The organism is Streptomyces sp. NPDC053427 (genome assembly GCF_044544985.1).
Taxonomy (GTDB): domain Bacteria; phylum Actinomycetota; class Actinomycetes; order Streptomycetales; family Streptomycetaceae; genus Streptomyces.
This window is the reverse complement of sequence record NZ_JBITYA010000001.1, coordinates 1,111,536-1,123,969: the sequence shown is the minus strand read 5'-3', so window position 1 is coordinate 1,123,969 and position 12,434 is coordinate 1,111,536. Positions and strand designations below refer to the sequence as shown.

Below are 12,434 nucleotides of genomic sequence, written 5' to 3'. Positions count from 1 at the left end.
CCCGCGGAGCGGGACCTTCGGCGGCAAGCCGCCGAAGAATTGAACGACTCCGCTGACGCTCCGTCGTCTTCCCCCGCAAGCGGGGGAAGGGAATTCCGCAAGCGGAATTCTGGGGCGATCCGCGCAAGCGCGGATCGTGAAAGCATTTCCCGCAAGCGGGAAATGCAGGCTGGCTACGGGAGGGTCGCGGTCGTGCATCACTATCAAGGTGTGTAGCATCCCGAACAAGCCGGGAGTGCCTCTCCCGTGAGGCCGACTCACGGGAACGCCGGCTCATCCGGACGGCGACGGAACTGGCCCGACGGGGTGGAACGAGACTTCCTCATCACACCGTCAACCACTAGAACGGCGTGCTTACCCCTTCGCTGCATCAGGTGACCCTACCCACACGACAGGTCTTCCGCGGTAGACTAGACGTGTGCATCAGCCATGATGCGAGTGGAGATGCACTGTGTAGCATCCCGAGAAGATCGATACCCCTTCATCCGCTGATCTCATACCCGCTTCTGTGAATCGAGGAGTACGGAATGCCTCCCATCACGCTCCGGCCGGATCAGGTAGAAGCCGTTGATGCCGTCGTACGGGGTCTCGACATTCCGCCAGGAAATCGTATTCCGCGTAACGGTCTCCGGGCCACGGTGGTAGCGGCCTGCGGCACCGGGAAGACCATTATCGCGGCGAGTTCCGCATTGCGGCTGGCGCGAAATGGGCGAGTGCTGGTGCTGCTGCCGACGCTGGATCTGCTGACACAGACGATTGGTGAGTGGCGGTCAGTCGGCCATACGGGGCCGGCGGTTGCCGTGTGCAGTCTCGATGACGATCCGCAGTTGTTCGCGTTCGATGTCCGGTCCACCACCAACCCCATCCAGCTCGCCCTGTGGCACGGCACTGGGCCCGTCACCGTCTACGCCACCTACGCCTCCCTGCCTGTCCTGGCCAAGGCCATGGAGGGCGCCTACGGACAGCAGCTGACGCCCTTCGACCTGGTGGTGGTCGACGAGGCGCACCGCACGAGCGGTTCGGCCGGCAAGTCGTGGGCGGTCGTTCACGACAACGAGGTGATCCCGGCGGCCCGGCGGCTGTATATGACGGCGACCCCGCGGATCTGGCAGGAGCGGCCTCGCTCTCGCGATGGGGTGTGGGATCCGCTGCCGGAGCAGATGGCGTGCTCGATGGATGACCCGAAGATTTTCGGGCCGGTGGTGTATGAGCTCTCGCTCGCCTCGGCCGTCTCCCGGGGCCTGTTGGCGCGGTATCAGGTCGTGGTGGTCGAGGTCCGGGACCCGGTCGTGACGCCTGAGCGGCTCGCCGGCGAGGAGAGCCGCGAGGAGCAGGTCCGTGGGGAGCGGATGGGGGCGCTGCATGCGGCGTTGCTGGAGGCCATGGCCGAGCATGGGCTGCAGACGACCATCACGTTCCACCACCGGACGATGGAGGCGCAGGCTTTCGCCAAGGGCTTGCCGCGGGTGGCGAAACGGCTGCATGCGGCGGCTCCGGACAGGTACCCCAGGCAGGTGTGGGCGGAGTGGTTGTGTGGGGAGCACGATGCTGGCCACCGGCGGGCGGTGCTCGCCGACTTCGGGCGGCGTGCCGGGCGCGCTGTCCTTTCGAATTGTCGCGTATTGGGTGAGGGCGTCGATATTCGAGCGGTGGACAGTGTTGCCCTACTAGATCCCAAGGGGTCGCCGGTGGACATCGTCCAGGCCGTCGGCCGGGCCCTCCGTCAAAAGCCTCAGGAAGGGAAGCTTGCGACGCTCATCGTGCCGGTCTTCCTCGCCGCCGATGAACGGCCGGAAGAGATGTTCACCTCCGCCTCATATCGGCCGCTGGTAAAGGTCTTGGCTGGGCTCCGGGCGCATGACGAACGCGCCGTTGAACTGCTTGCTATTCCTCAGGAGGAACGGAAGACGGTCGTCAACCCGTCGGTGGACATCGGTGCGGCACCGGAGTCGGACGATGCGGCCGAGGCGCGGCTGCTGCTGCGGTTCGCCGCCCCGAGGGATCCGGTGATGATCGCGCAGTGGGTCCGCTATCAGGTGCTTCACACCGAGCGGCAGGATTGGATGCGTGGATACGAAGCTGCCCAGCGCTACCACGCACGCGAGGCCGGGCTTGACGTCCCGTACGACCACGTGGAGGGGGCTTATCCATTGGGGCGGTGGCTGAGCGAACAACGACGAACGATGCGGGCCGGAGGCATGGAAGCCCGGCGAGCGGAAGACCTCGAGGCGCTGGGGATGGTGTGGGACACCGCCGACGTCGCCTTCGCCGAGAACCTCGCCGCCGCGCGGGAGTACTTCCATCAGGTCGGGACGTTGGCGGCGCCACGGCATGCGACTGCTTTCGACAAGCCGGTTGGGCAGTGGCTCACCAACATCAGAAGGCCAGGCGGGTTGGGCAAGGACTTGGGGCGGGCGCAGCGGCGGGCGGCGCAGCTCGCTGCCATTGATCCCGACTGGAACCCACGGGAGTTGGGCTGGACGGTGGACTGGCAACGCCACTACGCGGGACTGCGGGTGCTGGTCGACGCCGGTGGGACGCTTGAGGAGATCCAGCCTGGCGTCACTTACCACGGCAACGACATCGGGCGATGGCTTGCGAGGCAGGTGCGGGAATGGGAGCGGCTCAACGAGGAGCAGCGGCGCCGGCTCGAAGCCCTCGGGGTGAAGCCCGTCCGGCGTCCCTGCAGGGCCCCTCGGCAGCCCCGGAAAGGCGCTGCACGGCCCGCACGGGCCCTGGTGCAAGGCGATGCGGTCGCTGGTGCCGCCGGGGCGTCGGACGCTTTCACGCGCGGAATTGTGGCGCTGCGGCAATATGTGGAGCGGGAGCAGCGGACTGTCGTACCTCGCCAGCATGCAGAGCGACTCCCGGACGGAACCGTTGTTCGCCTAGGGGTATGGCTCAGCAATCAGAAGACACGGCGTGACCGTTTGGACGGCATCCAACTGACCGCACTTGCCCAACTGGGGTTGGAATGGGCCGGATGACGGTGCAGAAGAAGGCTTGGATGGCTGAGCGTGCCAGGTGGGCTCGGTCGTCCTCGGCGTGTCGAGGTTGCGGTCAGCGCCACCTGGGCGGAAGCGTCAGCGTCACCTCGCCAGCGGTGGTCTTGAGGATGAGCGTGGTCTGCCCGCGGCCGACGGCACGATCGATCTTCTTGATCTCTGCCCATGTGAACCCGAGGCGGCGGTACTTGTTTCGCTGCTTCGGGCGGATGTGCTGGTTGTCCTCCTTCGAGACCGTGGTCATCCCCGGATGCCACGACTCGCCGGGCCACTTGTCATTTTGGGCACGGGAGCCTCCCCTCACCCACACCGGCGGTGCGTTGTCCGCGTACTGCTCCCGGTCCCGAGGCGCTAGCGGGGTGCTCCTGGGAGGGATGAGCGCTCTGGTGGGCTGATCGGGCGGGGCCTGGACCATGTTGTGCTTAGGTATGAGCGGCCGAGGCTCCTGTCTGCCCGTGCTCGGCTGCCGTGAGTAGTCGGGGATTTCGCCTGCAACGATCCGGGCGGCGCGAGCGCGCGCAGCGGCCTTGAGTGCAGCCTTCCGAGCCCGCTTCGCCGCGGAAGATTCCTTCGGCATTCACCCAGCGTATGGCGGTCCGGTCTCGTGCGAAATGGTGAAGGCGGACGTCTGTGCCTCAGGATCGGCGGGTGTGAGGATCGCGTCGAGGAAGGGCTGCATGGCTTCCACTGGTACCCAAGGGCCGTGGAAGACCCGGCCGTTCTTGGTTCGGGCGAAGGCACGTGCCTGGGCCGCGGCGTCACGTGGTTGCCCTGATCGCGATCCGCGCCCTCGGCCGACCGAGATTGCCCGCCTGCATCTGAGCGGCCTCAACCGGTCAAAGGGTGCGTCTGGGATGGTTCAAGGCCGCCGAATCGATCGAGGTCTGCTTCGGCGCGTCCCGGGCCGGGGCGGTCGACGTACCGTTCTACCGCGCCGCCGACGTCGATGCCCTACCCATCGCCCGCACCGGGTTCGACTGGAAGTAGCTGCGCACGGTCCAGAAGGGCCGGCGCTCCCCGCTCGCCTTGCTGCGTCCGGAACCGGAAGTGGCCGCGGCATGAAGGCGGCCGGTCCGGGGCGGGCGGAATGGCTGGAAGTTCTGTGCGCCCCGGACCGGCGCTGACGCACTCGGGCCCGTCTGATCGCCAGATGCCGATGGAGGAGGCGTTGAGCCAGCCGGAGCAGCCCTGGCGGCCGGGCTCGAACGATCTGCCCTTTACCACCCACCTGATCAACCCGCACGGCGACCGGCACCTGGGCTTCAACGATGCCGACGGCCGGTTCTACCGGTTGTGGCAGCACCGCCGGTCCGAGCCACTGCACACGGGCGACGCGGTCCTGCTACGCCCCAGCGACGTCGACCAGTTCATCAGGTTCTCCATGGTCTGGGTGAAGAACCATTCGGCCCATCCGCGCAGCGATGCCCTGTCGGACGAACTCGCTGCCGGAGCTGAGGCTGTCGTGCTGCACTTCGCCCAGGCCGCCCAGGCCCCGTACGGCGCTGAGGCGGCCTCTCGCTCGTTCCGCCTGTCGCGCCCCAGTGCCCGATGAAGTCGTCCAGGGCGCGGCGCTGTTGTTGCTTGCGGGCCATCTGCTGCGCGAGCACCGCGCGGTGGATGTACGGTTCGATGGCAGCGAGGACCGGGCGCTGAGGCTCGGCCGGTTCGAGAGCTTCGACTTGTCCCCTGCTGGAGGCAACCGTCCAGCCGTCTGTCCAGCCGCCCTTGGGTGCTACTCCCGCCTGTCCCGTGCGGCGTCTGTACGGGAGGGTCCGGGCAGGCCTCCGGGGTCGGTGGTCGTCAGGCCGGGGTCGGGGTCGTGCCGCCGCAGCGCAGTGCGTGGCGCATGGTCGCGGTCATTCACTCCATCGCCTGGGCGTCGGTGGTTCGGTCATCCGGAGCGTGGCGCTGATCGAGCGCATGCCGTCGTTGTGGCGGGGGGTGCTCGTCAGGTATTCCCAGGCGTAGGTCCGGGGCTTTCGCGGCGGAGCTGACGGGGGTCTTCCCGTCTCCTGCACGGGGCGCGTTGCGGGACGGTGGGCGTCCGGGAGGCTGCGGGTGTCCACCGCGTCGGAGAGGGTTACCGGGACGATGTCAGGACTGTTGCGCTGCCTTGGGTCCTGACATTTTCGTAGGTGCCGGGTCGTTGGCCGGTGGAGACGGTGATCCGGCGACTGCCCACCGGTTGGTTTGACCACTGGCGGTAGTGCCCACTCCTTTATGGGGGTGTGTCCACTGGGGACGACGAAGCCCCCGCCCCTCTTGGTCGTGGAGGAGCGGGGGCGCGGTATGTGCGCTCAGGTCTGGCGCCTATCAGGTCTGGCACTGGGAGGTTGCGGCACCGGTCCAGTTGCTCCAGGCGCCTTTTGCGGGCCTGACGTGGACGCGGATCTCGACCTTGACGTTGACCGGGCCGCAGACGCGGTCCGTGTTGCCGATCTCGATCGGGCCCACGGTGGAACGTCGCTGGACGAGGGTGCGTCCGTTGCCGATCTTTACCCAGTGGCCGCCGGAGACGACGCGGAAGAAGGCTTCGTACTCGACGTAGGCGGCGTGTGGTCGCGTGTTGGTCACGGTGGTGTGGGCGGTGATGTTCCGCATGAAGACGTGTCCGTCCTTCCACCGCTCCGCGCTGATGCAGCCGTTGGCGGTGAGGCCCTGGGTGGAGACGGAACCACCGCAGGCGATGGCGGCGGCGTGGGCGTCTGCGGGGACTGCAAGCGCGGTACACGCAGCAGCCGCCAGCGTGGCTGCGAAGCGATTCAGGCGCATGGTGATGCTCCTCTCGGTCGGGTGTGTGTCGGACGTCATGGTGCTGGTCACCGGGCGTTCAGGAGCCGCTCGGCGAGGAACAGGCGAGGGCTGGCGGGGAGGAGGAACTGTCCTTCTTCCGCTGCTTTGAGGGCGTCGTCCATCGTCCACGTCCACCACTCGAGCTTGAACCCGGCCTCGGTGTCGGTCAGCTCCTGCGGGCCCAGGCGCAGGTCTTGGGCGAGGGACAGTGACAGGTGGGCACCGGATTCGGAGGTGATCGCGTACTCGCCGAGCGGGCGCATCCTGCGGGCCGTGGCCCCGGCTTCCTCCTTCAGCTCCCGGTGCGCGCACGCCTCGGCGTCCTCGCCCTGCTCGCGTCGACCGCCGGGGAGGAACAGGTGGCCTGCGTGGACGGAGTTACCGGTGTCGTGCAGGACGGCGACGAGGGCCTGGGAGTCGCGGGCGACGATGAGCGAGGCGTGAACAGGTCGGGCATCAGGTCGAGCTCCATGAGGGGTGAGGCTACCGGCTCGGCAGCAACGCGGTGAGGGGGTCGGCGAGTTCGCCGGGGGTGTGGTTGTCGGTGACTCGAGATGGAACAGGTGAAGGAGCTACTCGCGCCGTTCCGCTCCTACCTGCTCGCCCCCGACCTCGCCGTCTACCTGCGGTGCTCCGACGACACAGAGCCGGGCAAGGCATCCGGGCAAGGCATCCGGGCACGGTGAGCATGGCGTGGTCGTCGGTGTTGATGTCGGTCTTGGCTGCCATGCGCAAGGTGGCACTGGCGGATTTCCGGGGGGCGGGGGCGAGTCCTGTTCGCGGTTGAGCTGGGCCATGACTCGCGGTTGGTTGCGTGGGCTGCGGCGTGGTCGTCGTCACGGTCCTGGAGTTTGAGTTCCAGGTCGACGACCTGCTGTTCGAGGGTGACGATCTGGGCTTGGAGTTGTTCGGCGTTGTCGGGGTCTTAGATGCCGGACTCGCGCCAGGCCTGTTCGACCAGGTCCTCGCTGAGGCGGGTTTTGAGGCGGTGTACCTGGGCGGCGAGGCGGGCGGTGTGGGCGTCGGTGGCCGGCGGGTCGGTTTGGAGCGATGCTCGGCTGACGGCCGGGCCGCGGCCGCCGGGGATCGTGGGTGGTTCGGCGGCTTGGGCGTGGACCTGCCCGAGTAGGTCGCGGTGGTGGTGGAGGAAGGTGCGGTCGACGCCCGCGTGGCGGGCGATGGCCGCGTGGCGGGCGATGGCCGCGACGCTGACCTCGGAGCCGTCCTTCGCGGCCTCTGCCAAGGCGGCCAAGACGCGGTTGCGGCGCCGCCCGGTGTCGGCACGGCGGCCTTCGACCATCGGCTGGATGCTCGGCTCGGGTGCGCTCATGCGGGTCGCTCCGCTCTCGGGTCGGGCAGGGGCTGGTGGATGCGGGGCATGCCGAGGAAGCTCTGGCGGGTCTTGCGGACGATCTGGGCGGCCTGCTGGATCTGGTCGCGTTCGTCGTCGGTGAGCTGGTCGACGTCCTCGGTGATGCGCTGGATCAGCCGCCGCATCCGGCGGATCTCCTCGTTGGACGGGCGGCCTCGGCGCGGGCCCAGTCGTCGGCCTCGGTCATCGCGAGCAGCTTCTCCCGGGTGCGGAGCAGGTCGTCGAGGTGGGAGCGGAGCTCGGGGAGGTAGGAGACGTCGGTGGAGAAGTGGTCGCAGCCCACGTAGCGGAACCGCAGTGGCAGGCCCCGCCGCCTGCGGCGACGTTGGTCGGTTCGGAGCAGGTGCCGAAGGGGGCGGCGGCCGAGCCGATCGCCCGGCGGGTGCGTTCGGCGTCAAGGAAGCTGGTCACCGCGCCCAGACGCGCTCGCCGTGGCGGTTGAGCTGCGTCTGGGTGACCTTGTCGAGGCTTCGCGCAGCCGGACTGCTTGACCCGGTAGTAGCAGCGGGTGGACTCAGAGGAGTCGTGATCGAGGAGTTCGGCCAAGACGTCGAGCGGGACGCCGTTGTCCGCGTGGCGCTGGGCGTAGGAGTGCCGGCAGGCGTAGGGGAAGGCCTTCTCCTTGTCGAAGACGGTGCCGTCGTCGAGGTGGAGCTCGGGCGTCGCCTCGGCCCCTCCCGGTGCTGGGCGTTGAGGTGGTTGGAGCACTTTTCGACTGTTCAAGCAGACCTTGGCTGGACAAACCACGACTGCGGAGCCCGCAGGCAGCCGACCGCTGGACGTGGCTGGTGATCGCCGCCCACACCCAGCTCCGCCTCGCCCGCCCGCCCGCTCGCCGTTGACCTGCGTCGGCCCTGGGAGAAGCCGACCGAGCCGAACAGGCTCACCCCGGCCCGGGTCCGCCGGGGCTTTTGGAACATCCACGCGAAGACCCCGTCTCCAGCGCGTGCACCGCAATCTCCCCTGCCCGGCCCAGGGCGGCTCCCGGCTCGAAGAACCGCCGTTCGGCAATGCGTTACGACGTCGGGTGCGTCCTCGCCACGGGCGAGGCGTACACACGCCCCGCCCACCACAAGAAGGGCACGATCCACGCCGAACCGGATGACCGACAAGCTCAGGCCACTTGGGCGGTGGCCGCGAGGACCAACTCGCGCAGGGTGACGCGCTGCGGCTGCTGGTACACGAAGCCGATCGCCGCAGCCACGTCTTCGGGGGCGAGCACCTCGATGGAGTCCTTGAATGCCTGGTAGTCGGCCTTCACCGCCTCGTCGGTGGTGTGCGAGAGCAGCTCTGTCTCGACGGCTCCCGGGGCGATGGTGACGACGCGGACCCCGTGGCCCGCGACCTCCTCGCGCAGGCTCTCGGACATGCCGTGCACGGCGAACTTGCTGCCGCTGTAGACCGTGTGGTTGGGGTAGGTCCTGCGTCCCGCGACCGAGCTGATGTTGATCACCGTGCCGCGGCCGCGCTCGATCATGCCGGGCAGGACCGCACGTATCCCATGGAGCAGACCCCGCACATTGACGTCGAACATCCGCTCCCACTCGTCGGTCGGCTGCCTGGCCACCTCGCCCAGCAGCATCACGCCCGCGTTGTTGACGATCAGGTCGGCGGGGCCGTACAGCGCCTCGGCCTCCCGGACGGCCCCGGCCACCGCCTCGGCATCGGTGACATCGACGGACCTGGCGAGAGTGTTCGGAAGGGCGAGCGCCTTGATCCGCTCCACCCTGCGGGCCAGCAGCAGGAGGGGGTGGCCGAGTGCGGAAAGGGCACGGGCGGTGGCGGCGCCGATGCCCGAGCTGGCTCCGGTGATGACGGCAAGAGGCTTGGCGGCGGTGTTCATGTCGGTGTTCATGTCCTCAACCTTGATCGTCCGGCGGACCCCGAACAACAGCCGGTCACGCAACGATCGATAACCTGACGGTTATGGAACGTCGAGACGTCGAGATCTTCCTGGCTCTCACCGAGGAGTTGCACTTCGGCCGCACCGCGCGGCGCCTGCACGTGTCGCAGGCCCGGGTCAGCCAGACCATCAAGCAACTGGAGCGGCGAATAGGCACGGCGCTCTTCAAACGGACCAGTAGACACGTGGAGTTGACGTCGATCGGGCGCCGCCTCGCGGACGACATACGTCCCGGCTACGAGCTGATCAGGGACGGCGTCGAGCGGGCGGTCGCCGCGGGACGCGGTCTGGCCGAGCCGCTGCGTGTCGGGTTCAGCAGTCCGCTCGCCGGTGAGCTCGTGCTGTTCGCCGGCTCCGCGTACCGCGAGCGGCACCCTGCAGCCGGTGAGGTCCTGCTGCACGAGACCCCGCTCTCCGACCCCTTCGGTCTGCTGCGCTCGGGCGAACTCGACCTGCTGCTCGCCCAGTTCCCCGTCGTCGAACCCGATCTGGCCACCGGCCCCGTACTGATCTCCGACACCCGCGTGCTGGCCGTCTCCACCCGGCATCCCTTCGCGAAGAGGTCCTCCGTCCGGGTCGACGACCTCGCCGGGGACAAGGTGCTCAGCCTCTCGGGGCCCGTACCGGACTACTGGCTCGACCATCTCTTGCCACGCACCACTCCGGCGGGCCGTCCCGTCGAGCGCGGTGAGCGGGCGGCGACCCGGCAGGAGCTACTCGCCCTGGTCGGGGCGGGGCGCGGGGTGCATCCGGCCGCCGCGCACGAGGTCAGGTACTACGCCCGGCCGAATATCGCGTACGTCCCTTTCGACGACGCTCCCCCGCTGGAGTACGGCCTGGTCTGGCAGGCCGCGGCAGACACGGGCCGCATCCGCGCCTTCGCCGAGGCGGCAGTGGAGACGGTACGGCGGCAGGGCGGCCCGGGGGCCGTCTGCGAGGAGTGCCGCTGATCCGGCCCAGGTCAGCGACCCGGTTCGAGGCACGTTTCGCCCCGTCAGGTAAACGACAAGCTGAGCCCCCTCGCACATCAGTGGCAACACCCAGCTTCCGAAGATCACTCAACGCAGTCACCGTGAAGTCGCCCCGCCTCAGCCGAGTGGGCGGTGCGGGCCACGCGAAGGCACGAAGCGCGTCAGCAGCGGGGAGGATTTCACAGGATCGGGAGGCGCTCTGAGGCTTGAGTGATGGGAAGCCACCGGGTCCGGAAGATCACGGCCGACGGGAGAATCAGCACCGTCGCCGGCACGGGCACCGCGGGATCCGACGGTGACGACGGCCCGGCTGCTTCGGCCCAGCTGAACGAACCGATCGGGGTCGTTGTGGACCGCGCCAACACCCTCTACATCGCCGACCACGCCAACCACCGGGTCCGGAGGGTCGCGTTGCCGAAGAGGGCCGGACTGCCCGATTCAGGCACGGTGGTCTCCTGGGCCAACGTCCGCAGCAGGCTGCGGATGACGGTCCATCGTGAGTCCACCAAAGACGGAGCCGAGATCCACCAGTCCCTCGCCGCCCCCAGGGAACACCAGCGATGGCGGCTCGTCGTGGCGGGCCAGGACAACGGCGAAACCCCGTACACCATCGAAAACGTGCGCAGCGGAAAGGTCCTGGAGATCGTCGGCGCGCACGAGACGGCCGGGGCGGTGGTCGCGCAACGCGCCTACGAGGGTGACGACGCACACCACCAGCAATGGAGGCTGATCCCGGTGAGCTCCGCGACCGACTCCCCACCGGTGTACGAGATCGCGAACCGCAACAGCGGTCTGCTCCTGCGAATCGACACCAACGCCCGCACAGCGATCAAGCAGCACAGAGCGGAGGGCGACCACCGGGAACGACAGTGGCACCTGCTCCCCGTCTAACGCACGAGAGAGCAGCAGCGACCTCGCCCCAGACCATGCCTGACCAGCCGTCCATCATGCGTGAGCGGTCGGTGGAGTGGAACATGAGCCACCAGGGCACGACCAACCATCAGGCGGGGTGGCACTGACCTGCGAGGGCAGCACCCCCCCACCCGATCCAGCACGCTGATCGGCCATTCGATCCCCCTCCTACCACCGAGCCGAGGAGATACTCGAGGAAACCACCCAGCTCCTGGCCACTGCGCTCGCCTCACCCGAGGACACTGAGCACTTGGAGGACTGGACGCTGCACCGCCTACGACACTCCGAACTCGCACACAAGGCTGAAGACGGCGCCCCCGATGCTGCTGGCACGGTGCCGCCACACCTCTGTCCACTCCGTGGAGCGGAACGCACGCCACAACGTCGACGCGATCGCCCGACACATCGCTTCACGCGACCCGACTACCCACCGGAAGGGCCGAGCCGGAACCCGTAAGAACGCGGCGGCAAGGAAGTACACCCAGGCCGAGCACGACGAGGCAGCGAACACAGCCCCAGGCGTCGCCAGCATCTACCGAACCTCGCCCAACACGACAAGACCTAGGCACACCCCGAAGCCACAAGGCCGCCCACGCCGACTTCACCGCCCTGCACCAGCCTTCAGCCGGCATGCCGACCAACGCCTGACACAGTCACTACTGCTCGTTCCGATCCTCTTCGAAGGCCAACACATGCCCGGCACACCGTCCTGGTGGCGATCTCGTGGAACGTCCACGCCATGGCGGTGGCAACCATGTCGGTCCGCCCACAGAACGGTGATGATCCCGTCCTCGATCAGCGCCGCGCTCACCCCCTCCCCCTCCCCCTCCCCGTTGCCCTCACCGACATGACGTGCCGAGCGCATCACCGACAACAGATCCGCAACGACAGCCGCGACGACAGGCGCAACGGCACCATGCTGCGCCACAACATCGACAACCGCCCACCGCAGCCTCAGCTGCGCAGCGTCATACCAGCGGCTGGCCGCAAACGAAAGCAACGCAACAACCCCGACAAGCACCACCCGCAAAGCAGCAAAAGACCCTGGAAGCGCTGCGCAACAGTGCGGCGAAGGGGGCCTTCCCAGAGGTGAAACCGCCGGCGCCGCGCAACGTGCGAGTTGGGGGCCCAGGTGGGCCTGTCCCGCAACTCCGCGAACACCGCGATGTCGCTGCTGGAGAGTCGGAACCTGGTGCTACGGCCCCAGGACCGCAAGTACCGCACGTACTACCTCCACCCGTACATCGCCTCCTACGCCTCCCAGGAGGAACTGGAGGAAGCTCTCCAGGACGCTGCCGAGCACATCGCCGACGGCGGCCTACCCGAGATCACCACCCCGCTGTACGAGACCGCGCCGTCCAAGCGGCAGCCCCAGAGACTCCGGGCGGTCCGGGCCGCCGGATAGGCAGACCGCGAAAACTGCTGCGGCGCCGCACCTCAGGGGCGGCCTCCGAGCCGCGGGAGGCGGAAAAGAAGGG

At 68.3% G+C, this 12,434-nt stretch carries 13 protein-coding genes and 2 pseudogenes; 8 read left to right on the top strand and 7 right to left on the bottom strand.

The window, feature by feature from the left end; genetic code table 11:
• The first annotated feature begins 527 nt into the window (after window positions 1–527).
• Window positions 528–2,987 carry a Helicase associated domain protein gene (locus ACIGWZ_RS04665; RefSeq protein ID WP_400060730.1) on the top strand — a complete coding sequence of 820 codons (2,460 nt, stop codon included), beginning with the start codon at window positions 528–530 and terminating at the stop codon, window positions 2,985–2,987.
• Window positions 2,988–3,060: 73 nt separating this feature from the next.
• Here the strand turns inward: ACIGWZ_RS04665 and ACIGWZ_RS04660 are convergent, their stop codons facing one another.
• Window positions 3,061–3,249, bottom strand: coding sequence for a hypothetical protein (locus tag ACIGWZ_RS04660; protein WP_400060728.1), 189 nt, complete (start codon window positions 3,247–3,249; stop codon window positions 3,061–3,063).
• Window positions 3,250–3,848: 599 nt separating this feature from the next.
• Here ACIGWZ_RS04660 and ACIGWZ_RS04655 point away from each other — a divergent pair.
• On the top strand, window positions 3,849–3,992 hold the full coding sequence (locus ACIGWZ_RS04655; protein WP_400060727.1) for a hypothetical protein: 144 nt from the start codon (window positions 3,849–3,851) through the stop codon (window positions 3,990–3,992).
• A 163-nt stretch (window positions 3,993–4,155) separates the two neighbouring features.
• Window positions 4,156–4,557, top strand: coding sequence for a hypothetical protein (locus ACIGWZ_RS04650; protein WP_400060725.1), 402 nt, complete (start codon window positions 4,156–4,158; stop codon window positions 4,555–4,557).
• Between the two features lie 761 nt (window positions 4,558–5,318).
• On the opposite strand, the gene ACIGWZ_RS04645 is transcribed toward ACIGWZ_RS04650, so the two are convergent.
• Together ACIGWZ_RS04645 and ACIGWZ_RS04640 are read right to left on the bottom strand one after the other, a co-directional pair.
• Window positions 5,319–5,777 carry a hypothetical protein gene (locus ACIGWZ_RS04645; RefSeq protein WP_400060723.1) on the bottom strand — a complete coding sequence of 153 codons (459 nt, stop codon included), beginning with the start codon at window positions 5,775–5,777 and terminating at the stop codon, window positions 5,319–5,321.
• Between the two features lie 47 nt (window positions 5,778–5,824).
• A complete protein-coding gene (locus tag ACIGWZ_RS04640) occupies window positions 5,825–6,361 on the bottom strand; it encodes an NUDIX hydrolase (protein ID WP_400060821.1) in 537 nt (178 codons plus the stop codon).
• Here ACIGWZ_RS04640 and ACIGWZ_RS04635 point away from each other — a divergent pair, their 5' ends adjacent.
• The gene (locus ACIGWZ_RS04635) at window positions 6,362–6,484 is read left to right on the top strand and encodes a hypothetical protein (RefSeq protein ID WP_400060721.1); all 123 of its coding nucleotides are present in this window, start codon (window positions 6,362–6,364) and stop codon (window positions 6,482–6,484) included.
• A gap of 239 nt (window positions 6,485–6,723) precedes the next feature.
• Here the strand turns inward: ACIGWZ_RS04635 and ACIGWZ_RS04630 are convergent, their stop codons facing one another.
• From ACIGWZ_RS04630 to ACIGWZ_RS04620, 3 genes are read right to left on the bottom strand one after another with little or no spacing between them, the layout of a single operon-like run.
• Window positions 6,724–7,128: a hypothetical protein gene (locus tag ACIGWZ_RS04630; protein ID WP_400060719.1), complete on the bottom strand. Its 405-nt coding sequence runs from the start codon at window positions 7,126–7,128 to the stop codon at window positions 6,724–6,726.
• Window positions 7,125–7,295: a hypothetical protein gene (locus tag ACIGWZ_RS04625; RefSeq protein WP_400060717.1), complete on the bottom strand. Its 171-nt coding sequence runs from the start codon at window positions 7,293–7,295 to the stop codon at window positions 7,125–7,127. Before ACIGWZ_RS04625 ends, ACIGWZ_RS04630 begins: the two co-directional genes overlap by 4 nt.
• Entirely contained in the window at window positions 7,283–7,453 is a 171-nt protein-coding gene (locus tag ACIGWZ_RS04620; protein WP_400060715.1) for a hypothetical protein, read from the bottom strand. Before ACIGWZ_RS04620 ends, ACIGWZ_RS04625 begins: the two co-directional genes overlap by 13 nt.
• 416 nt (window positions 7,454–7,869) lie before the next feature.
• Between ACIGWZ_RS04620 and ACIGWZ_RS04615 the strand changes: the two are divergent.
• Window positions 7,870–8,198 (top strand): annotated as a pseudogene (locus tag ACIGWZ_RS04615) (transposase); the annotation flags it as partial.
• Between the two features lie 86 nt (window positions 8,199–8,284).
• Here the strand turns inward: ACIGWZ_RS04615 and ACIGWZ_RS04610 are convergent.
• A complete protein-coding gene (locus ACIGWZ_RS04610) occupies window positions 8,285–9,025 on the bottom strand; it encodes an SDR family oxidoreductase (RefSeq protein ID WP_400060713.1) in 741 nt (246 codons plus the stop codon).
• Between the two features lie 71 nt (window positions 9,026–9,096).
• Here ACIGWZ_RS04610 and ACIGWZ_RS04605 point away from each other — a divergent pair, with 71 nt between their 5' ends.
• The 3 genes and pseudogenes from ACIGWZ_RS04605 to ACIGWZ_RS04595 all read left to right on the top strand — a co-directional run bounded on the left by ACIGWZ_RS04605 (window position 9,097) and on the right by ACIGWZ_RS04595 (window position 12,361).
• Window positions 9,097–10,023 (top strand): LysR family transcriptional regulator, encoded by a 927-nt coding sequence (locus ACIGWZ_RS04605; RefSeq protein ID WP_400060711.1) that lies wholly within the window; start codon window positions 9,097–9,099, stop codon window positions 10,021–10,023.
• Window positions 10,024–10,260: 237 nt separating this feature from the next.
• Window positions 10,261–10,935, top strand: a pseudogene (locus ACIGWZ_RS04600) (RICIN domain-containing protein); the annotation flags it as partial.
• A gap of 1,153 nt (window positions 10,936–12,088) precedes the next feature.
• Entirely contained in the window at window positions 12,089–12,361 is a 273-nt protein-coding gene (locus ACIGWZ_RS04595; protein WP_400060709.1) for a hypothetical protein, read from the top strand.
• Window positions 12,362–12,434 lie beyond the last annotated feature (73 nt).